The sequence below is a fragment of the Enterobacter cloacae complex sp. ESBL7 genome, assembly GCF_041679625.1.
Classification (GTDB): Bacteria; Pseudomonadota; Gammaproteobacteria; order Enterobacterales; family Enterobacteriaceae; genus Enterobacter; species Enterobacter asburiae_B.
This window is the reverse complement of sequence record NZ_JBGORN010000001.1, coordinates 1,665,424-1,686,271: the sequence shown is the minus strand read 5'-3', so window position 1 is coordinate 1,686,271 and position 20,848 is coordinate 1,665,424. Positions and strand designations below refer to the sequence as shown.

The window sequence follows — 20,848 nt, the reverse complement described above, 5'->3', positions numbered from 1 at the left end:
TGAATATGTCTGCACATCGTCAACTGCGGCTCGGGACCATTTTGCATGGTGCATCCGGAAATATGTCCGCCTGGCGTCACCCTGAGGCCGTCGCCGATGCCAGCATCAATTTTGATTTCGTCAAAGCGACGGCGTTAAAGGCGGAGGAGGGCAAACTCGATTTTTTATTCGTTGCCGACGGTCTCTATATCAACGAGAAATCGATCCCGCATTTTTTAAACCGCTTTGAACCGCTGACGGTGTTATCCGCTCTCGCCAGCATCACCTCGCGCCTGGGGCTGGTGGGAACCTTATCCACCTCCTACAGCGAGCCCTTCACCACGGCGCGCCAGTTCGCCAGCCTCGATCACCTGAGCAACGGGCGCGCGGGCTGGAACGTGGTGACTTCGCCGCTGGAAGGGTCAGCGAAGAATTTTTCCCGTGAAAAACACCCTGAGCACGCGCTGCGCTATCGCATTGCGGATGAGTATCTCGACGTGGTGAAAGGGCTGTGGGACTCCTGGGAAGGCGACGCCTTTGTGCGCAACAAAGAGAGCGGTCAGTTTTTTGACCCGGCAAAATTGCATACCCTGGACCACCACGGTGATTTCTTCCAGGTCGCCGGGCCGCTGAATATTGGTCGAACGCCGCAGGGGCGGCCGATTGTCTTTCAGGCGGGCGCGTCGGACGACGGGAAAAAGCTGGCGGCGAAACATGCCGACGCCATTTTTACCCATCACGAGACCCTCGATGAGGCAAAAGCCTTTTATCGCGACGTGAAGCAGCAGCTGGAAAGTAACGGACGCCGCGCGTCAGATTTACATATTTTCCAGGGCGTCAGCGTGATTGTGGGTAAAGACGCCGACGACGTGGAAAACCAGTATCAAACCACGGCGGCGCTAGTGTCGATTAACGATGCCCTCAACTACCTCGGACGCTATTTCGAACATCACGATTTCAGCCAGTACCCGCTCGACGAGCCGTTCCCGGATATCGGCGACTTAGGCAAAAACAGCTTCCGCAGCACCACCGATGAAATCAAGCGTAACGCCCGCGAGCGCAGCTTAACCCTGCGTCAGGTGGCGCTGGAAGCCGCCTCGCCGCGACCGCGCTTTTCCGGTACGCCGGAAGAGGTGGCCGACGGCCTGCAGGCCTGGTTTGAAGGCTATGCCGCAGACGGCTTCATCATTCAGGGCGGCACGCCGGACACCTTCCCGCGCTTTGTTGACCAGGTGGTGCCTGTTTTACAGGCGCGCGGCCTGTTCCGTACCGACTACCCGGGCACCACGCTGCGCGAAAGCCTCGGCTTAGACGAACCTAAAAACCAATACACACAACAATAAAAGAGAACCCCGCTATGCAGAAAACAACGCTTATTCTGGCGCTCGCGCTGGCCTTTACCCCTACCGTCTGGGCAGAGAATGTGAATATTAACGGCACCGGCGTGAGCATCGAGGCCAATAAAACGCCGGTTAATACCGTCAAAAACAGCGAGGCGGTGGCACAGCTGCCGAAAGACTATCGCTTTGCCGTGCCGGGGAAATTTACCGTGGCGGTGGCGGGCCTCAATCAACCGCCGCTGACGGTGTTTTCCGACGACAACAAAACGCTGCTGGGAAGCGAGGTTGACGTCGCCCGTCTGGTCGCAGACAGCCTCGGGCTGGAGCTGAACGTGGTGCCAACCTCCTGGGAAGACTGGCCGCTGGGCGTGGCTTCCGGGAAATATGATGCCGCTATCAGCAACATCACCGTCACCAAAGAGCGTAAAGAGAAGTTTGACTTTGCCACCTACCGCAAAGATTCCCTCGGGTTCTACGTGAAATCCACCAGCCCGATCAAGTCGCTGCAGAGGGCGGAAGACATCGCCGGGCTGCGGATTATCGTCGGCTCCGGCACCAACCAGGAGGCCATCCTCCTGGCCTGGAATGCCGAAAACCTCAAGAAAGGTCTGAAGCCCTTTACCCCGATCTACACCAAAGACGATGCGGCACAAACGCTGGCCCTGCAGTCCGGGCGCGCGGATGCCTACTTTGGTCCGAACGTGATTGGTGCCTGGAAAGCGGCGCTGAACGGGAAAACCAAACTGGTGGGTAGCGTCGACGGCGGCTGGCCGAAGGCGGCGCACATTGCGGTCACGCTGAAGAAAGGCAGCGGGCTGGTTGAGCCGGTGCAAACCGCGCTGAACGGCGTCATCAAAAACGGCGACTACGACAAAGTGCTGAACCGCTGGGGGGAAGGCGTTGAGCGTATTCCTCAGTCAGAAGTGAACCCGGCTGGCCTGGGCGATTAAGGAGGCGTGATGAGCGAACGATTTCGTGATGTTTCCCCGGAAGACGCCGAGCTTCAGCCCATTATCGAAGGGCTGTTCGGTGAATATGCCGCCCGCTACGGGGACTACTTCTCCAAAGACGCGGAGGTTGAGCTCACCGAGTGGTATTTAGCGCCGCAGGGGCTGTTTATCGTACTGGAGCGCGACGGGAAGATTATCGCCACCGGCGCGTACAAACCTTTCGACGAACGCACCGCGGAAATCAAACGCATCTGGACGGACAAAACCTTGCGTCAGCAGGGGCTTGCCGGGCGCGTGGTGCAGGAGCTTGAGCGCAGGGCGGTGCTGGCAGGGTACAGCCAAATCTACCTGACAACCGGTTTTCGCCAGCCGGAAGCGGTACGGCTCTATCTCAGCCAGGGCTATCAGGCGCAGTTCGATCTGAACCGCGATCCGGAAGAGTACAGCCAGCCGCCGTTTGACGGTCGGCTGCGCTTCACTAAAACGCTGGTACGCGAAGCGTTCAGTAAAACCGCATGAGGAACGACGATGAGCAACGTTGAAACCATTAAGGTGGTCCCGGCGCGTTATCCGCTGCGGGCCGTCGGCGCCGCGGTGGCGCTGTTTGTCCTGGCGGTCGTGATTCAGTCCGTGGCCTTTAACCCGCGCTGGGAGTGGGCGGTGTTTGCCCGCTGGTTCTTTGATCCGGTGATCCTCGAAGGCGTCGGGCAGACCCTGCTGCTGACGCTGATCGGCACCGCGCTGAGCGTGGTGCTTGGCGGCATGCTGGCGCTGGCGAGACTCTCTTCATCCTGGCTGCTGAGCAGCCTGGCGTGGGCCTACATCTGGCTGTTTCGATCGCTGCCGCTGATCGTGGTGCTGATCGTTCTCTACAACTTCTCCTATCTCTACGACACGCTTTCGCTCGGCGTGCCGTTCACCGGCATCACCTGGGGCAGCTTTGAAACCATCAACGTGCTGGGTCAGTTTTCTACCGCCGTCGTGGGGCTCACCCTGGTGCAAAGCGCCTATACCGCCGAGATCGTTCGCGGCGGATTCCTCGGGGTCGATCACGGCCAGTATGAGGCCGCCGCCGCGCTCGGTCTGCCGGCCTGGCGACGCACGGTGCGCATCATTTTGCCTCAGGCGCTGCGCACCATTCTGCCGTCGGGGTTCAATGAAATCATCAGCCTCGCCAAGGGTACGGCGATGGTATACGTCCTGGCGATGCCGGAGCTGTTCTATACCATCCAGATGATCTACAACCGCACGCAGGAGGTGATCCCGCTGCTGATGGTCGGTGCCGCGTGGTATCTGGCGATCACCACCGTCCTGTCCGCTATCCAGTATGGCGTCGAGCGCGCGCTTGCCCGCAGCGAACGCCGCTCTGCCGTTAACCAGAACCGTGCCGTCCGTCGCACCCGTTCTGTCACCACCACGCCAGCACAGGAGCCCGTCCATGCAAGCCTCTCCTGAAGGACATATTTCGATTACCGGCGTCAGCAAGTATTTCGGTCGCCATAAGGCGCTCGACAACGTTTCGCTGGAGATCCCGCCGGGATCTGTGACGGTGATCCTCGGGCCGTCCGGCTCCGGCAAATCGACGCTGCTGCGCACCATTAACCACCTGGAGCGCGTCGATGAAGGTTTTATTCAGATCGACGGAGACTACATCGGCTATCGCCGTCAGGGCGACAGGCTGTATGAGCTGAAGGAGAAGGAGATCCTCAAGCAGCGCGTCAACGTGGGCTACGTGTTTCAGAACTTCAATCTCTTTCCCCACCTCACGGTGCTGGAAAACCTGATTGAGGCGCCCATCGCGCATAAAAAGCTCAGCAAAAAAGAGGCGGTGGAAAGGGCGTACAGCCTGCTGGACGTGGTCGGGCTGCGGGATAAAGCCGATGCCTGGTCTCGTCATCTCTCCGGCGGGCAGCAGCAGCGTATTGCCATTGCCCGCGCGCTGGCGCTGCGTCCCCGCGTGATGCTGTTTGATGAGCCCACCTCGGCGCTGGACCCGGAGCTGGTAGGGGAAGTGTTAGACGTGATCAAAAAGCTAGCCCGGTCCGGCACCACGCTGGTGGTGGTGACGCACGAGATCGGCTTTGCCCGTGAAGTGGCGGATCAGGTGGTGTTTATGGTCGACGGAAAAATCGTCGAGCAGGGAAGCAGTGACGAGGTATTAAACCGTCCGTCACATGCGCGAACGCGCCAGTTTCTCTCCAAAGTCTTGTAAGGAGTGCCAATGAAATATGAACTTCTGGCGGGGCTGGTCTTCACGACGGCGAGCCACGCCAGCATTGATTTGAAAGCCAACGAGCAGCCGCTGCCGGTGACGGTGGATCGTCAGGCCGTGGGGAAGATTCCCGCCAATTACAAATTCGTTGAGCCGGGTACGCTGACGGTCGCCGTTTCGGCGCTGAATTCTCCGCCGCTGGCGCTGCTGGCCAGCGATAACCGCACGCGCATTGGCAGCGACCCGGATATCGCCCGCCTGCTGGCGGGCAGCCTGGGGCTAAAGCTGAAGCTGGTGCCGACGGCGTGGGAAGACTGGCCGCTCGGGATCGCCTCCGGGCGCTACGACGTGGCGCTGGTGAACATTGCGGTGACCGAACAGCGTAAAGAGAAATTTGATTTTGCGACCTACCGCGTCGATTCGCTGGCGTTTTCGGTGAAATCCACCAGCGAGATTCGGTCAATCAAAAGCGCGGAAGATCTGGCCGGGAAAAAGGTGATCGTCGGCTCTGGTACGAATCAGGAACGCATCCTGCTGGGCTGGAACGAAGAGAACAAAAAGGCGGGAAGGGCGCCTGCGCTGCCGGTCTATCTCCACGACGATGCCTCGGGCAATCTCTATATTCAGTCCGGCAGGGCTGACGTGTTCTTCGGCCCGCAGTCGGTATCGGCCTATAAGGCTGCGCTCACGGGCAAAACCCGCGTGGTCGGTTTAGGGCCGAAAAAAGCCTATGTCGCGACCACCACCAAAAAGGGCAATGAGCTGGTGTACGCGCTGCAGGCCGCGCTGGACGGCGCGATTAAGCGCGGAGATTACCAGAAGGTGCTGGCGCGCTGGGGCGAGCAGGGCGAAGCGGTGGCGCAGTCGGAGGTCAACCCGCCTGGGATAACCTACTAATGGTGCTCTATACCCAAAATAATTCGAGTTGCAGGACAAAACGGCTTGCCGTTTTGAACAGCGCTTGCGCTGGCCCCGAAGGGGCGAGGCTACAGGCCGAGTAACGCGGCAAGGGAACGAATCCCCGGGAGCGTACACAAGTACGTGACTGGGGTGAGTGAGTGCAGCCAACGCACCTGCAACTTGAAGTATGACGGGTATACACTTAGGGTTTTCATCCCTGCGGAGGCAACATGATTAAACTCTATGGCGTACCCGGCTGGGGCTCGGCGATCGGTGAAGTGATGCTAACCCTGGCTGATATCCCTTATCAATTTATCAACGTGGACGGGTTTGACCAGCCCGGCCCGCAGCGCGAGCTGCTGCAAAAGCTCAACCCGCTGTGTCAGGTACCCACGCTGGAGCTGGAAAATGGCGCCATCATGACCGAAACGGCGGCGATTGCCCTGATGGTGCTCGACAGATGTCCCGATCTTGCGCCGCCCGTGGGGCAGGCCGAACGCCAGCAGTTTCAGCGCTTGCTGATCTGGTTTGTGGCCAACTTCTATCCCACGTTTACGTATGCCGATTATCCCGAACGCTGGGTGCCGGACGCGCCGGAACAGCTGCAGAAAAACTGCATCGAATACCGGAAGTCCCTCTATTTGTGGTTCGAAACTCAGCTCAAGGCCGCCCCGTTTGCGCTGGGGGAACGGCTGACGCTGCTGGACGTGTATATCGCGGTGGCGCGAACCTGGGGGCCACGCCATGACTGGTTTGCGACCAATACGCCGAGGTTTACGGCTATTGCGGACACCGTATGTCAGCTGCCGGAACTGCACAAGGTGTTAAAGGCCAACGGTATTATCTGATAACGTGGAGCCCTGACTCACAACTGGAAGCCTGCATATGCCACACGTAGATATCAAATGTTTTCCCCGCGATTTAAACGACGAACAAAAAACCGCACTGGCCGAGGATATTGCTGAGGTCATTATTCGCCATTTCAACAGTAAAGACAGCTCGGTGTCCGTTGCGTTGAATCAGGTTAACCAGGAGGACTGGAAAGCGCAGGTCTGGGATACCGAAATAGGACCGAAGCTGGACGAATTAATCAAAAAGCCAGGCTATTCAATGTAAGCTCAACTGCCGGGGGGGAATTCTCCTCCCCGGTTTTTCCCGTCTTCGTCTTCCCGCTTTTTCGCAAAAATCGATAAAAATGCGTTTTATCTTATCCGTTACACTTTACGTTTCTGGCTGACAGCCCATCAATCCTTAGGAAAGATCTCAAACAGAATCAGTTAAGGACAGACACGCTAAAGGATAATTTTCTCATGACAAAATTACCCCGTTTTTCACTCGCCTTTCTTCACCCTCGTTACTGGCTAAGCTGGGCTGGCATCGCCGCGCTGTGGCTCATCATGCTGCTCCCTTATCCGCTGCTGTTCCGAATCGGCCACAGTCTTGGACGGCAGGCGATGCGCCTGCTTCCGCGCCGGGTTGAGATTGCACGCCGCAACCTGGAACTCTGTTTTCCGGAGATGAAAAAGGATGAACGCGAGTCACTGCTGCAGCGTAATTTTGAATCGGTAGGAATGGGGGTAATCGAAACCGGGATGGCATGGTTCTGGCCCGCGTGGCGGGTGAAGAAATGCTTTACCGTGACGGGTTATGAGCACATGGAAAAGGCGCGGGCAAAGGGAAATGGCGTGGTGCTCGTTGGCATGCATTTTCTCACCCTTGAGCTGGGCGCGCGGATCTTTGGCATGCTCAACCCCGGCATTGGGGTGTATCGTCCGAATAATAACGCGCTGCTGGACTGGCTTCAGACGCGCGGGCGCCTGCGCTCCAATAAAACCATGCTCGATCGTCATGATTTAAAGGGCATGATCCGCTCGCTGAAGCAGAATGAAATTTTGTGGTACGCCCCGGACCATGACTATGGCAAATCCAATAGCGTCTTTGTGCCGTTCTTTGCGGTTGCGGATGCTGCCACGACCGCGGGAAGCTATATGCTGGTCAAAAGCGCTAAGCCTGCCGTCATTCCCTTTGTGCCGCGCCGCCGGGCGGACGGTACCGGCTACGAACTGATTATTCTGGAGGATATCAGCGAGTCGCTGCAGGGGGGCGATAAAGAATCTGTTGCGACGCAGATGAACAGGGCGATTGAGCAGGCGGTACGGATGGCGCCAGAACAGTATATGTGGCTGCACCGGCGCTTCAAAACGCGTCCTGAAGGTCAGCCTGACCGGTATGCCCGCCGCAAGAGCGTGCCACCAAGGGCTGATATCCTGTCTGCCGCCGATCTTTCCGAACGGTCGGGCGTCCAGCACTGAGGCAGCGATTCTGCCCTCACCGTGGAGTGAGGGCAGGATCGAGGCTTACAGCGCAGACCTGCGGTACGGCGCATAGTCCGCCTGCCACCAGGTCTTCTCAATACGCGCCATCAGCGTCTCATCATCTATCGCCGGAGCCACGCCCTGTTCAATCGCGGCCCGGGCGACGGCGACGGCAATCTGGCGTGAAACCGTTTCAATCTCATCTACCGGCGGCAGCAATCCGCCTTTTTCCGTGGTGACCAGCGGAGACTGCGCGGCCAGGCTGCGGCTTGCTGCCATCAGCATCTCTTCCGTTACCCGGCGCGCGTTACAGGCCAGCACGCCCAGCCCCAGGCCCGGGAAAATATAGGCGTTGTTACATTGGGCGATCTCGTAGTGTTCATTCTCCCAGAATACCGGGGCGAACGGGCTGCCGGTGGCCACCAGTGCCGCCCCCTGGGTCCAGGCGATAAGATCCTGCGGCTGGGCTTCCGCCCGCGAAGTCGGGTTCGAGAGCGGCATGATGATCGGGCGCGGACAGTGGCGATGCATCTCTTTGACAATCTCTTCGCTGAACAGCCCCGGCTGGCCCGAAACGCCGATCATCACCGTGGGATGCGCGTTCTTCACCACGTCCAGCAGGGAAATGTTCTTCGCGTCAACCTGCCAGCTGCATACGGCGTCGCGCGCGGTAAGCAGGTTTTTCTGGAAATCGAGCAGGTTGGTCATGTCGTCGGTCAGCAGGCCGAAGCGATCGACCATAAAGATCCGGCTGCGTGCTTCCGGCTCGGTCAGGCCGTCATCAACCATCAGCGCCACAATTTTTTCAGCTATTCCGCATCCGGCAGAGCCGCTGCCCAGGAAGACCACGCGCTGGTCGCGAATGCGCGTGCCCGCGGCATGGGCAGCCGCCATCAGCGTACCGGCGGTCACGGCGGCCGTGCCCTGGATATCATCATTGAAGCAGCACAGCTGGTCGCGGTAGCGCTGGAGCAGCCTGGTGGCGTTTTTCTGCGCAAAGTCCTCAAACTGCAGGAGCACATTGGGCCAGCGCGCTTTAACGGTGCTGACAAACATATCCATAAACTCAGCGTACTGTTCGTCGCTGATGCGCGGGTGGCGCCAGCCCATGTACATCGGGTCGTCGAGGTGTTGCTGATTATTGGTGCCGACATCCAGCATTATCGGCAGGGTAGAGGCCGGATGGATCCCGCCGCAGGCGGTATACAGCGACAGCTTGCCAATTGGGATACCCATTCCGCCGATACCCTGATCGCCAAGCCCTAAAATACGTTCCCCGTCCGTCACCACAATCACGCGAACGTCGTTGCGCGAAAAGCTTTGCAGCATCTCATCAATACGATGGCGGTTAGGCCATGAAATAAACAGGCCGCGCGCGCGTCGATAAATCGTGGAGAAATGCTCGCAGGCTTCACCGACCGTCGGGGTATAGATAATCGGTAACGTCTCTTTGAGATGCGAACGCAGGAGGTTATAAAAGAGCGTTTCATTGGTGTCCTGAATATTTCGCAGGTAAACATGACGCGAAATATCGCTTTTAAAATGACAAAATTGCACCCAGGCGCGCTCGGTTTGTTCTTCAATGGTTTCAACGTTGTGCGGCAATAACCCGTGCAGATTAAAATTGTCACGCTCTTCTTTAATAAATGCGAGCCCTTTATTTAGCAGCGGATTTTCCAGCAATACGGCCCCGTTATAGGGGGTGTACAGAACTTCTTTCCGGGACATGGTTAACTCCTGAATTTTTTATTTAAAGCAGATTAAGAGATGAAATAGATCATAATGCCTTCGGTCACGACCCCGACGGCAGTGCCAATTAATATGGAAGAGGATGCGGTGTCAATATAGGTATCGCTGCGTAAGGCAAACATCCCTGCGGCAATCGCGGAAGGCGTTGCGCCAATAATGACGACCTGCTGCAGTAAGGTGTGGCTCAGGCCAAAGGCGATCCCCGCGGCGGCCATCATTGCCGGCTGAATAAGGTTTTTAATACTGATGTTGGTAAACGTCTGCACGTTCAGTTTTGGACGCTCACCGTAAAACAGCAGGCCGAGGGCAAACAGGGAAAGTCCGCCTGAAACCTTGCCAACCATCTCAATAGGCATGCTGAGAATGGACGGTATCTGCACGCCGGCCAGGCTGAGTAAGACGCCGGAGACCGGGATCCAGACGATAGGATTGCGCGCCGCCTTGATGAGGTTTTGTACGATCATCGCGCCCGGGTGCAGCGCCTCCAGGCCATCTTGACCGTTTTTATCACCCATACGAATCAGGACGATAGTCAGAGGGATCATGATAACGCTGGTAATAATATTGCCAATCAGCACGCCGATAAATCCTTCCGGCCCAATCAATACCGCCAGGACCGGTGCGCCAAAGTAGGCCATATCAGGAAAGGCGCAAACCAGAGACTGAATGGCGCTGGTTTTGATATCGTGGCGAAAAACGTAGCGCGAAATAAATAGCGTCAGTAAATACGATCCCATTAAACCGACAACTAAAACGGCCATAAAGGTCAGGTTCTTAATTTTATTCGGGTCGGTATGCAATGCGCCGATAAAAAGATGGAAAGGAAGGGCGAAACGAATTACCACGGTTGCCATAACGTTTGCATCTTCACGCCGGGAATATCCCAGCTTTCCACTTAGCCATCCAAGTAACATTATAAAGACGAGCGGAAACAGTGACTGTAATAGTAATGAAGGCATAGTATTTCCTGTAGGGTATTTTATGTGTTTTATTGCAGCGCTAATCTAGCGCTTAGAAAGCAGGGCAGGAGTGACAAGGGTCACACTCTCTCTGGTTTTATTAATTTCAAAAAGATTGCATTAGTTGGATAACTAATACTTTCGTCAAATATTGATAAGACGCAAGAAAGCGACAATGGTCGCCATAAATAACTTTAGTTACTTAATGCTGAATTAAGTTATTTAAACGCAAAGAGCCGAATTGTTCACATTTCTCCCGGCAGGCCCGTGCTAATTTCATGTTGAGCCTGATTTTAGAAAAGGCCATCTAAGTCTTTATTTATATTTAAAAACATTTATTCGTATCAGGAATAGTTTCAGTTATTCCTTTCTCTGTTTATCCGAACACAAATTCAGGTGATTATATGAAAGATAATCCTGTACCGACTTCTGAACTGTCGACCTCGCGTTTTGCCTTTGGGCTCAACAATACCGAGGTGGGCACGGTCCCGTTGATGCTGTTCGTCGGGATTGCCGCGATTGTGGCGACGTCCGCCTGGGCAGGGCTGCTGCCAAAAAATATGATTGGTGGACTCGCGGTCATCATGACCCTCGGCTTCGCGTTTGCCAAAGTAGGGCGTCAAATCCCGGTGCTGAAAGATATCGGCGGCCCGGCGATCCTGTGCCTGATGGTCCCCTCCGTGCTGGTCTATTTTGGCGTATTCGGGAAACATACCCTTGATACCGTGCATTTGCTGATGAAAGAGGCGAATCTGCTCTATTTCGTCATCGCCTGCCTGGTGGTCGGCAGCATTCTGGGGATGAACCGGGTGCTGCTGATCCAGGGGATGATGCGCATGTTTGTTCCGCTGGTGGCGGGAACATGCATGGCCGTGCTGAGCGGCCTCATTGTGGGCTCACTGTTTGGTTATACGCCTTACCACACTTTCTTCTTCATCATTGTGCCCATCATCGGCGGTGGGATTGGCGAGGGGATTTTGCCGCTGTCCCTGGCCTATTCGGCAATACTGGGGCAGACGCCGGACGTCTACGTTGCGCAGCTGGCACCCGCTGCGGTCGTCGGGAATATCTTCGCCATTATTTGTGCGGGCTCGCTGGCGCGTCTCGGCGCGAAACGTCCTGCGCTTTCGGGAAATGGCATGCTTACGCGGAGTAAAGACGACGCCAGCCTTTTTGCCGGGGCGCAAAGCACGCAGCAGACGGATTTTCATCTGATGGGGGGCGGATTGCTGATGGTGTGCGCGTTTTTCATCGTCGGCGGATTGTTTGAAAAACTGGTACACATTCCCGGCCCGGTGCTGATGATCCTGATTGCCGTCCTGTGTAAATACTTCAGGGTTATCCCGGCCTCAATGGAGCAGGGCGCGCACAGTTGCTATAAATTCGTCTCGGCTGCGCTGGTCTGGCCGCTGATGATCGGCCTCGGGATGTTATACGTGCCGCTTGAAAGCGTGGTGTCGGTCTTCTCGGTGGGATACGTGGTGGTATGCGGTTCGGTCGTGATTGCGATGGCGCTGAGCGGCTACTTTATCGCCTCGCGTCTGAATATGTATCCTGTGGAAGCGGCCATTGTGACCTGCTGCCACAGCGGGCTGGGCGGAACGGGGGACGTGGCCATTTTGTCCGCGTCTAACCGGATGTCGCTGATGCCGTTCGCGCAGATCGCCACCCGCATCGGCGGCGCGTCGACGGTGATTTTCGCCACGCTGCTGATGGGCTGGATAATGGCGCACTGATCCGAAACGTCAGGATGCTGAATCGCAACGACATTTTCAGGGTGCCGCTGCGGTTCAGTCCTTTATAAAACTCACCGCGCTGTATAGAATTACCGCACCCACAGCGACGGGATACCACACGATGACCGGAAGAGTTGATTATCAGATTGAAAAATATCTCCTTACCGAAGCCGCCGAGCCGGAGCGCCTGACGCGCCAGTGGGCAGAGGTGATGGAGGAGTGTCGTGAGCAACAGTCCGGTGCAGAGGAGCGGCTGCGCCTCGCGTTGCTTAATGTGGATTACGTCACCAGCTTCGAGCTGCCCTTCAGGCTGCTCCTTACCCGTGCGCCCCAGCTGATAGACGTTGTCAGAAAAGAGCTTCAGCTCAGTCAGAAAAATGTTCTGTTTAACGGCAAGCGCTTTGGCTGCGTCTATAGCCTTAAAAGAGATCTCGACGGAATACCTGACGAATTTACCTATCAGCTGAAAACGCGTATCCAGCGCAGTGACGCGACAGGATGCAATGAACTGCCTTACCGGCAAATTGCCCAGCAGGTTAAAGCCCCGAAGGAACGCCTCAGGCTGGCGCTGGAAAACGGGCTGTCGGTGACGGCACTCGACGGGCTTTTCTGGTTTGGCATTCAGCGCATCGCGGCCGATGTGCAGAGATTACGCAAAACGGGGATGAGGATCGTGACGTCCGACGCCGAGGTGTTTGATACGCTCACCAAAACAACCCGGCGGATCCCGGTTTATAGCCTTGCTCGCCCGGAATGAGTATTCGCCGCTGACCGGTCGACGGCATCAAACATGACGGAAAATTGCGGCCAGTTTTTTTACAGCGTCTTCTATTTCCCTTTCCGTGTAAGCAGCAAATCCCATCAAAAAACCGGTGGACGCGGGGGGACCTGCATATAAATCGGTAAGGCCAAGTATATCAACACCCGCGCGTCGGGCGGCGGTGGCTATTTCTTTCTCGGATATGCCGTGCTTCAGGTGACAAGGCATTTGCATTCCCCCCGCAGGCGTTTCACAGGTAACATATTCGGAGAGATATTCGTCCATCATGCTTGCCAGCGTGTCGCGACGAGCAACATAAATACTCCGCATCTTACGAACATAGGCGCCAAAATGGCCTCCCTCCAGAAATTTAGCCAGCGTCAGCTGGGTTATTGAGGCGGTGTGACCATCCATTAACGTCCTCGCCATGGTAAAGGGCTCTGTCAATTCTGAGGGAACGATCATGTAGGCAATACGCAGCCCGGGGAAAAGAGACTTAGTGAACGTGCCGATATAAATTGTCCGGTTGTACGTATCAAGCCCCTGAAGACTGGCCATAGGCTTGCCTTCGTAGTGAAACTCGCTGTCATAGTCATCCTCAATGATCCAGGCTCCGTAACGGTTTGCCCATTTAACAACTGCCAGTCGTCGGTCAAGAGAGAGCGTCACCCCGGTAGGGTACTGATGAGACGGCGTGAGGTAGATAGCCCTGGCGGGCTCGGTCAGAGAATTAAGACTGTCAACCGAGATGCCTTTTTCATCAAGAGGAACCGGAATACAGCGAAGCCCTGCAGCGTTGAACGCTTTGTGTGCCCCTTGATAGGAGGGATCTTCAATGACAATGCCATCCCCGGCGTCCATCAGCACGTGGGAACAGAGTGCAAGCGCCTGTTGAGAACTTGTCAGAACGATAACCTGTTCTGCCCTCGCACGCGTTCCGCGCTCAAGATTGACATACTCCGCAATTGCCCGTCGCAGGCGCTCTATACCCTGGGGTGGACTTTGCTCTAACGCCTGGTGCTGAAACTCCTTCAGTACCTGTCGCTGAAGACGCTCCCAGATCGGAAGGGGAAACATGCGGGTTTCAGGAATGCCGGGCGCAAGGGGGCGAGGTGAAGAAAACTCGCGGATCCCGCCGCTTTCATAAACGATCTTTCCCCGAACGCTGAGTTTTGCTTTTCGTATCTCAGCGGTTGGCTGATGCTGTCGAGGACGGGGTTTTAAAAAACGCGCGCTGGAAGAGACGAAGCTCCCTCTGCCTGTTTGTCTCTCAATAAAACCTTCGGCATGCAGGCTGGAGTAGGCCGCTTCAATGGTGTCCCGGGAAACGCAGAGAGAAGCCGCCAGCGCGCGTGAAGCAGGAAGGGCCTTACCGTGAGATAATACCCCTTCCAGTATCAGCGTCCGTATTGCTCTCTGGATCCTTTCATGAAGCGGGAGCGATCCGTTAGCGGGGTCGATAATCCATGCCTTAACCGTTTCTAGCTGCGCGTGCTTAAACATTACGTTGTCCACTTTCCCTCTGTATCTCTTGATTCTAAAGCAATGGTGCACGCAGCAGGATGAAAAATTGGTCTGCCTTGATGGCGAGAATTGGCGGGGCAAAACGTGCCATTCAGCGAATACACTCTTTCTGAAACGAATAAACGGGTGAGCAAAGAGGCAATATGAATAATACGAGCGTGATAATTGAGGCAGTTAAAGAACGTGATTTTGAAAGCTGGATGCCGCTATGGGGAAAATATCAGGCGTTTTACAACGTCGATCTGTCCGGGACCATTACTGAACGAACCTGGCAACGATTTTTCAGCCCCGTTGAGCCGCTATTCTGCGTGGTGGCACGATGTAATGGAGACGTAGTAGGTTTTGCGCATTATCTTTTTCACCGTTCGACATGGGCTGAGAGCGATTACTGCTACCTCGAAGATTTATACGTCTGCGAAGCCGTAAGGGGCAAACACATTGGCAAACAGTTAATAGAATATGTTCAGAGAGAAGCCAGAAAACATCATGCCAGTCACCTTTACTGGCATACGCATGAAGCCAATTATCGCGGGCAACGATTGTACGACTGGATTGCGAAGAAAAGTGGAATGATTGAATATCGTATGCACGTAAGATAAATCCCTCTGCTGACATTATGCCCCTTACATCTTTACGGGGCATTTTTCAGGGGATAACAGGTATATCCTTATGATTTAGCCTGTAAAAGTATCTCCATCAGCCCTGGAAAACGGGCATCCAGATCGTCTCTGCGTAACGAAATCATGTTCTCCCGCCCCTGCGGGCGCTGCCAGATAACGCCGCTGTCGCGCAGCACTCGCCAGTGGTGGGTCATTGTCGATTTCACTACATCCTCCGGGCGCAGCGCGTTACAGCTGAGTTCGCTGCCATCGGCCAGCCGGCGAATGATCGACAGCCGGAGCGGGTTGCCGAGGGCAAACAGCACATTTTCCAGCAGTATTTGTTCAGTTTCAGGGTGGTTTGGGATCATCGTTTTCCTGCGTTTGGCGTCAGATTGAGCTATATCAACAATAGGCCAACCGTTAAAAAATAGTTCGATAATACTCGTACAATAGGACTATTATAGCAAACGAACGAATGCACGACCATCCTGGTCGTCACAGACAAGTCATAGTGACTAAGGAAATATCATGCCCCGACCCATCCCTCTCGAACGTTATCGCAACATCGGTATCTCCGCGCATATCGATGCCGGTAAAACCACCACCACTGAGCGCATCCTGTTTTACACCGGGATGAGCCACAAGCTGGGTGAAGTACACGATGGCGCGGCAACCACTGACTGGATGGCGCAGGAGCAAGAGCGCGGGATCACGATTACCTCTGCGGCGGTCAGCTGCTTCTGGCCTGGTATGGACAGAGGATATGAGCCGCACCGGATCAACATCATCGACACCCCGGGGCACGTGGATTTCACCATCGAAGTGGAACGTTCCATGCGCGTACTCGACGGTGCCGTGATGGTGTATGACTCCGTGGGCGGCGTGCAGCCGCAGTCGGAAACCGTCTGGCGTCAGGCCAATAAATATCACGTTCCGCGTCTGGCCTTCGTCAACAAAATGGACCGTCCGGGCGCTGATTTCTTCCGCGTCGTACGCATGATGCAGGAGCGCCTGAAGGCCAATCCGGTGCCGATTGTCATTCCGGTGGGTGCAGAAGATCATTTCACCGGCGTGGTGGATCTCATCAAGATGCGCACCATTCTGTGGGACGACGCGACGCAGGGCATGGTGTTTACCTATGCGCCCGTGCCGGATGATTTGGTCAGTACCGCCCGGGAATGGCGGGAAAAAATGGTCTCTGCTGCGGCGGAAGCCAGCGACGAGCTGATGGACAAATACCTGGAAACCGGCGACCTGACGGAAGCGGAAATTATCAAAGGGCTGCGTATTCGCACCATCTCGGGTGAAATTCAGCCGATGCTGTGCGGCAGCGCGTTCAAGAATAAAGGCGTGCAGCGCATGCTCGATGCGGTCATTGAGCTCATGCCGTCGCCGCTGGACGTGCCGGCCATTGATGGCGTGGATGAAAAAGGGCAGCACGCGGAGCGTCATCCGAGCGATGATGAGCCATTCTCGGCCCTGGCGTTCAAGCTGATGAGCGACCCGTACGTTGGGCAACTGACCTTTATCCGCGTGTACTCTGGCGTGCTGCGCAAAGGCGACGCGGTGTACAACCCGGTGAAAGGGAAGAAAGAGCGCATCGGGCGTATCGTGCTGATGCATGCCAACGATCGCCACGAGGTGGACGAACTGCGCGCCGGAGACATTGCGGCCTGCGTTGGGCTGAAGGATGTGACCACCGGCGACACGCTCACCGATCCGAATGCCGTGATCACGCTTGAACGCATGGAGTTCCCGGATCCGGTGATCTCGCTGGCGATCGAGCCGAAAACCAAAGGCGATCAGGAGAAAATGGGGATCGCGCTGCAGCGTCTGGCAGCGGAAGATCCGTCTTTCCGCCTGCATACTGACGAAGAGTCCGGCCAGACCATTATCTCCGGGATGGGTGAGCTACACCTTGAGATCATCGTCGACCGCATGAAGCGCGAGTTTGGCGTCGAGGCGAACATTGGCCGCCCACAGGTAACCTACCGTGAAACCCTGCGTAAAACGGTGAAGGATATCGAAGGCAAATTTGTCCGTCAGTCCGGTGGTAAAGGGCAGTACGGCCATGTGGTGCTGAGTCTGGAGCCGCTGGAGCCCGGAAGTGGCTTTAAATTTGAAGATGCCACCAAGGGTGGCGTGGTGCCGCGCGAGTATATCCCGTCCGTTGAGAAAGGGCTGCGGGAAGCGATGAACAGCGGCGTTCTGGCGGGCTATCCGGTCGTTGATGTCAAAGCGACGCTGACGTTTGGCTCGTATCACGACGTCGACTCCTCGGAGATGGCGTTCCGCATGGCGGCGATCCTCGGCTTCAAAGAGGGCGCCCGCAGGGCGGATCCGGTGATTCTCGAGCCGATCATGCACGTGGAGGTGGAAACGCCGGAGGAGTACGCCGGTAACATTATGGGCGATCTCTCCTCCCGCCGCGGCATGGTGCAGGGGATGGCAGAGCAGTACGGAAGTCAGATTATTCGCGCTGACGTGCCGCTGGCAGAGATGTTTGGTTATGCCACGACATTGCGCTCGATGTCCCAGGGACGCGCGACGTATACGATGGAGTTCCATCATTTTGCGGAAGCCCCGCGGAATGTTGCGGATGAGATTATTTCACGACGTGCGAAGAGTTAATTAACTGCACACGGTAGCCGCTGGGCTATCGTGTGCTTTTTCCTCTGCGACAGAGGGCGTTTCCTTTCATATCAGATTGTTACTTTATCAGCGTGGCCGAGCGAACTTTCCATACGCCTTTTTCCTGGACGAGACAATCTGCTACAACGTGATCTTGTTTCTTACCAAACGCGATATAGACGTTTGTGCAAACGGCATCAAAATCAGAATGTAAGACGGTTATCTGATTCCAGTCTTCATCCCAGTCCTGCGATTTGATGAACATATCCGCATCGGGCATGTCTTTTTCGTTACTGTCGCCAGAGTACATTTCTTTAATTGCTGCGATAGTCTCTGCGGCAACGTAGTTATTCATAATGTCCGGATTGAGTACGGGCGGTTTGTTCTGATCTAACTGCGCGATATACCAATGATTGAATTTAAGCGCCGCCTGGCCCGGTGCATAAATGTTATCTGCGACAGCGAACGGAGACAGGGCGAAAAGTAAAAAGAAGAGTGTTTTCATTAGTCATGCCTGAACAGCTCGTAATGAGGCTGTATGTTTCGGTAAGCCTGTCCTGGATAAAGAGAGCGTTGTACAAAATCGCTGATCCACTGCTGACCATCGTATATGCAAACGTGGCCGCTATCGTGGCCCACAATATTTGGATAACGGCTACGTCACCGGCATGAGGTTGATCGTATACCAGGCGGAATCCAGCATTGACCAATGTTCGCCCCATATCTTTTGCCAGACGCGTATTGGGGATTTTTAATCTTCCACCCGTTCTGATCGCTTCGGTGACGTAGTGAGCACAATAACCCGTGCTCTTCGGTTGGGCGTGTGATTTGGCATATGAGATTGCGCCATCTTTATTCCATGTCATTGATATTTCCTTAACGCGAGAGTGCTAATGCAGCAACTCCGGAAATATCCTCCGTTTTAAAACGCAATGGCAAACATAAAATGCCATAGAAATTTACTATAATTCAGTATGATATGATTAAGTAAATCAATCCAGCGCCTTCAGCATCTTCCCGCTCGCGACAAACGTCCCGGCACCAAGATGATGCAGCGTATTCAGCTTATCCCCGTCAAACTGCCAGCGCCCGGCGATAAACGCGCGTTCATCGGCTGCCGCTGAAACCACTTCACCAAACAGGGTATCGTATTTCTCTGCCGCGGAGGTGACGGGTAATAAACGACACTCCATCCACGCCAGACATTTTTCTTCAATCACCGGCAGGCCAAGTTCAGGACCGTTCACGACCGGGATCCCGTAGCAGTTGAATTTGTCTTCATCGCGCCCGCTGACGCTACCGACCGCGTATGTCCAGTTGGCGGCCGCCACGCCGGGAATGACGATGCCAAACTTCCCGCTGCGCTCAATCAGCTCGCGCGACCAGGTGCTTTTATCCACGACTATTGCGATGCGCGGCGGTTCAAACTCAACGGGCATTGACCATGCGGCGGCCATCACGTTGCGTCTGTCGAGGCTTTCATCCCGACTGGTGATAAGCACAGTTGGGCCGTGGTTCAGCAGACGGCTGGCATGACGTAATTCAACAGGGCGAAAGTGGCTCATAGGATCTCCTCATCTACACCGATGAGTATGACGAAAAAGCACGTAAATCAAAGTGGGTGCGTAAAATTAGTTTATAAACAGAACATCTCAATCAAAGGAAACTGATGCATGTCCCCATTTCTGACCGCCTATTTTGCCCGCATCGGCTGGGCGCAACCGACGCGGGTGGATATCGATACCCTGCGCGCGCTGCATTTACATCACAACTGTGCGATCCCTTTTGAGAATATTGATGTCGTTCTGCCGCGTGAAATCCAGCTTGACGATCGGTGTCTGGTCGACAAGCTGGTCACCGCACGTCGAGGGGGATACTGCTTTGAACAAAACGGCCTGTTCGAGCGGGTCCTGCGTGAAGTCGGGTTTACGGTGCGTAGCGTGCTGGGACGCGTGGTATTAGCGAATCCGCCGCAAATGCCGCCGCGCACGCACCGCCTGCTGCTGGTAGAGCTTAACGGTGAGCGCTGGATTGCCGATGTCGGCTTTGGCGGCCAGACGCTGACGGCGCCGATTCGACTGCTCGCTAATGAAGAACAGGAGACGCCGCACGGGCTGTATCGTCTGCTGAACGAGGGGAACGACTGGGTGCTGCAGTTCCGTCACCACGAGCACTGGCAGTCGATGTACCAGTTTGACCTGACGACGCAGTATTTCAGCGATTACGTGATGGGGAATTTCTGGTCGGCGCACTGGCCGCAGTCGCATTTCCGTCATCATCTGCTGATGTGTCGCCATCTGCCGGACGGCGGCAAGCTGACGCTAACCAACTTCAACTTTACCCACTGGCAGAACGGTCACGTAGAAGAACAGATCCATTTGCCGGATGCTGAGGCGCTTTACCAGCTGATGCAGGAACGCTTTGGGCTGGGGGTTGACGATGCAAAACACGGATTTTCACTGGCGGAGCTGACGGCGGTAATGGCGGGCTTTGATACACATCCTCAGGCCGGGAAATAATGCGCAGGCCGGGTAAGGCGTCGCCGCTACCCGGCAACATCACTGCTTAGACGAGCTAGAAAACAACTCGAGCGTGATTAATTTATCAAGATGGTTGCTAAAGGCGGCTTCGTCCATTTCGGGCATGTTTAAGATATACATTCCGTCAAGACCGCACACCAGACCAATCAAGCGCCAGGCAATATTTTCCGCTCGATCGCCCGGTTTTAATGCCCCGGCCTCCGTTCCCGCTTTGATAAGCGCCACCGTTTCCTGGTGCCACATCTCCATGGTCATCACATAGGCGCCTTTGATGTCGGCATCGCGGCTGGCCAGGATCTGCGCCTCACGCCACAGGCGAATATAGGGCTCAAACCTCCCGTCATCGCTGCCGAGCATGGCATGAAGCTGTTCCCGCCAGCTGGCCTGTTTACCCGCGACATCCGCATCCAGCAGCTCGCGAATTAGCCGTACGAAGGCCAGCGATTTTAGCTCGCCGCCGGACGTAAAATGATGATGCACCTGGCCGGTGGCGACTCCGGCCTCGGCGGCAATACGGCGTACCGTCATTGCCGCCAGTCCTTCAGCCAGCGCCACGCGCATGGCGGCCTGTAAGATGGCTTCCCGCCGTTCATCCTTGCTCAGATATCGCATGTTTACTCACTCTCAATGGGAATGAAACGAGTGTAACAA

20 protein-coding genes and 1 pseudogene are annotated in these 20,848 nt (G+C 55.6%); 13 read left to right on the top strand and 8 right to left on the bottom strand.

Annotation, left to right across the window (positions count from 1 at the left end):
• Window positions 1–5: 5 nt before the first annotated feature.
• From ACERY3_RS08305 to ACERY3_RS08270, 8 genes and pseudogenes are all read left to right on the top strand, one after another.
• Window positions 6–2,269 (top strand): annotated as a pseudogene (locus ACERY3_RS08305) (NtaA/DmoA family FMN-dependent monooxygenase).
• Between the two features lie 9 nt (window positions 2,270–2,278).
• Entirely contained in the window at window positions 2,279–2,788 is a 510-nt protein-coding gene (locus ACERY3_RS08300; RefSeq protein WP_032656866.1) for a GNAT family N-acetyltransferase, read from the top strand.
• 9 nt (window positions 2,789–2,797) lie between these two features.
• Window positions 2,798–3,724, top strand: a complete 927-nt coding sequence (locus ACERY3_RS08295; protein ID WP_058840992.1) for an amino acid ABC transporter permease — start codon at window positions 2,798–2,800, stop codon at window positions 3,722–3,724.
• A complete protein-coding gene (locus ACERY3_RS08290) occupies window positions 3,708–4,481 on the top strand; it encodes an amino acid ABC transporter ATP-binding protein (protein ID WP_047060962.1) in 774 nt (257 codons plus the stop codon). The genes ACERY3_RS08295 and ACERY3_RS08290 overlap by 17 nt, the downstream gene beginning before the upstream one ends.
• A 9-nt stretch (window positions 4,482–4,490) precedes the next feature.
• The gene (locus tag ACERY3_RS08285) at window positions 4,491–5,378 is read left to right on the top strand and encodes an ABC transporter substrate-binding protein (RefSeq protein ID WP_373225437.1); all 888 of its coding nucleotides are present in this window, start codon (window positions 4,491–4,493) and stop codon (window positions 5,376–5,378) included.
• A gap of 233 nt (window positions 5,379–5,611) precedes the next feature.
• Complete coding sequence (locus ACERY3_RS08280; RefSeq protein ID WP_373225436.1) at window positions 5,612–6,229, top strand: glutathione S-transferase family protein; 618 nt, start codon at window positions 5,612–5,614, stop codon at window positions 6,227–6,229.
• Window positions 6,230–6,266: 37 nt separating this feature from the next.
• Complete coding sequence (pptA, locus tag ACERY3_RS08275) at window positions 6,267–6,497, top strand: tautomerase PptA (RefSeq protein ID WP_023335848.1); 231 nt, start codon at window positions 6,267–6,269, stop codon at window positions 6,495–6,497.
• 194 nt (window positions 6,498–6,691) lie between these two features.
• On the top strand, window positions 6,692–7,693 hold the full coding sequence (locus ACERY3_RS08270; protein ID WP_058840989.1) for a Kdo(2)-lipid IV(A) acyltransferase: 1,002 nt from the start codon (window positions 6,692–6,694) through the stop codon (window positions 7,691–7,693).
• A gap of 45 nt (window positions 7,694–7,738) precedes the next feature.
• Here the strand turns inward: ACERY3_RS08270 and ACERY3_RS08265 are convergent, their stop codons facing one another.
• A complete protein-coding gene (locus ACERY3_RS08265; RefSeq protein WP_373225434.1) occupies window positions 7,739–9,424 on the bottom strand; it encodes an NAD-dependent malic enzyme in 1,686 nt (561 codons plus the stop codon).
• Between the two features lie 32 nt (window positions 9,425–9,456).
• Window positions 9,457–10,404, bottom strand: coding sequence for an AEC family transporter (locus ACERY3_RS08260; protein WP_023311961.1), 948 nt, complete (start codon window positions 10,402–10,404; stop codon window positions 9,457–9,459).
• A 404-nt stretch (window positions 10,405–10,808) separates the two neighbouring features.
• On the opposite strand from ACERY3_RS08260, the gene ACERY3_RS08255 reads away from it, so the two are divergent.
• Window positions 10,809–12,140, top strand: coding sequence for a 2-hydroxycarboxylate transporter family protein (locus ACERY3_RS08255; protein ID WP_033145663.1), 1,332 nt, complete (start codon window positions 10,809–10,811; stop codon window positions 12,138–12,140).
• Between the two features lie 121 nt (window positions 12,141–12,261).
• Window positions 12,262–12,897 (top strand): helix-turn-helix domain-containing protein, encoded by a 636-nt coding sequence (locus tag ACERY3_RS08250; RefSeq protein ID WP_058840986.1) that lies wholly within the window; start codon window positions 12,262–12,264, stop codon window positions 12,895–12,897.
• Between the two features lie 27 nt (window positions 12,898–12,924).
• Here ACERY3_RS08250 and ACERY3_RS08245 read toward each other — a convergent pair whose 3' ends face one another.
• On the bottom strand, window positions 12,925–14,403 hold the full coding sequence (locus ACERY3_RS08245) for a PLP-dependent aminotransferase family protein (RefSeq protein WP_058840985.1): 1,479 nt from the start codon (window positions 14,401–14,403) through the stop codon (window positions 12,925–12,927).
• A gap of 164 nt (window positions 14,404–14,567) precedes the next feature.
• On the opposite strand from ACERY3_RS08245, the gene ACERY3_RS08240 reads away from it, so the two are divergent.
• A complete protein-coding gene (locus ACERY3_RS08240; protein ID WP_033145660.1) occupies window positions 14,568–15,023 on the top strand; it encodes a GNAT family N-acetyltransferase in 456 nt (151 codons plus the stop codon).
• Between the two features lie 68 nt (window positions 15,024–15,091).
• Here the strand turns inward: ACERY3_RS08240 and ACERY3_RS08235 are convergent, their stop codons facing one another.
• Window positions 15,092–15,394 carry a helix-turn-helix transcriptional regulator gene (locus tag ACERY3_RS08235; protein WP_047174471.1) on the bottom strand — a complete coding sequence of 101 codons (303 nt, stop codon included), beginning with the start codon at window positions 15,392–15,394 and terminating at the stop codon, window positions 15,092–15,094.
• A gap of 160 nt (window positions 15,395–15,554) precedes the next feature.
• Here ACERY3_RS08235 and fusA point away from each other — a divergent pair, with 160 nt between their 5' ends.
• Complete coding sequence (gene fusA, locus ACERY3_RS08230; RefSeq protein ID WP_024909590.1) at window positions 15,555–17,657, top strand: elongation factor G; 2,103 nt, start codon at window positions 15,555–15,557, stop codon at window positions 17,655–17,657.
• 79 nt (window positions 17,658–17,736) lie between these two features.
• Here the strand turns inward: fusA and ACERY3_RS08225 are convergent, their stop codons facing one another.
• The 3 genes from ACERY3_RS08225 to ACERY3_RS08215 form a co-directional block, all read right to left on the bottom strand.
• Window positions 17,737–18,162, bottom strand: a complete 426-nt coding sequence (locus ACERY3_RS08225) for a DUF3828 domain-containing protein (RefSeq protein ID WP_058840983.1) — start codon at window positions 18,160–18,162, stop codon at window positions 17,737–17,739.
• Window positions 18,107–18,523 (bottom strand): hypothetical protein, encoded by a 417-nt coding sequence (locus ACERY3_RS08220; RefSeq protein WP_320204115.1) that lies wholly within the window; start codon window positions 18,521–18,523, stop codon window positions 18,107–18,109. Before ACERY3_RS08220 ends, ACERY3_RS08225 begins: the two co-directional genes overlap by 56 nt.
• A 126-nt stretch (window positions 18,524–18,649) precedes the next feature.
• Window positions 18,650–19,222 carry a flavin reductase family protein gene (locus tag ACERY3_RS08215; RefSeq protein WP_058840982.1) on the bottom strand — a complete coding sequence of 191 codons (573 nt, stop codon included), beginning with the start codon at window positions 19,220–19,222 and terminating at the stop codon, window positions 18,650–18,652.
• 108 nt (window positions 19,223–19,330) lie between these two features.
• Between ACERY3_RS08215 and nhoA the strand changes: the two genes are divergently transcribed.
• The gene (gene nhoA / locus ACERY3_RS08210) at window positions 19,331–20,176 is read left to right on the top strand and encodes an N-hydroxyarylamine O-acetyltransferase (RefSeq protein WP_058840981.1); all 846 of its coding nucleotides are present in this window, start codon (window positions 19,331–19,333) and stop codon (window positions 20,174–20,176) included.
• A 39-nt stretch (window positions 20,177–20,215) separates the two neighbouring features.
• On the opposite strand, the gene ACERY3_RS08205 is transcribed toward nhoA, so the two are convergent.
• Window positions 20,216–20,809, bottom strand: a complete 594-nt coding sequence (locus ACERY3_RS08205) for a TetR family transcriptional regulator (protein WP_058840980.1) — start codon at window positions 20,807–20,809, stop codon at window positions 20,216–20,218.
• Window positions 20,810–20,848 lie beyond the last annotated feature (39 nt).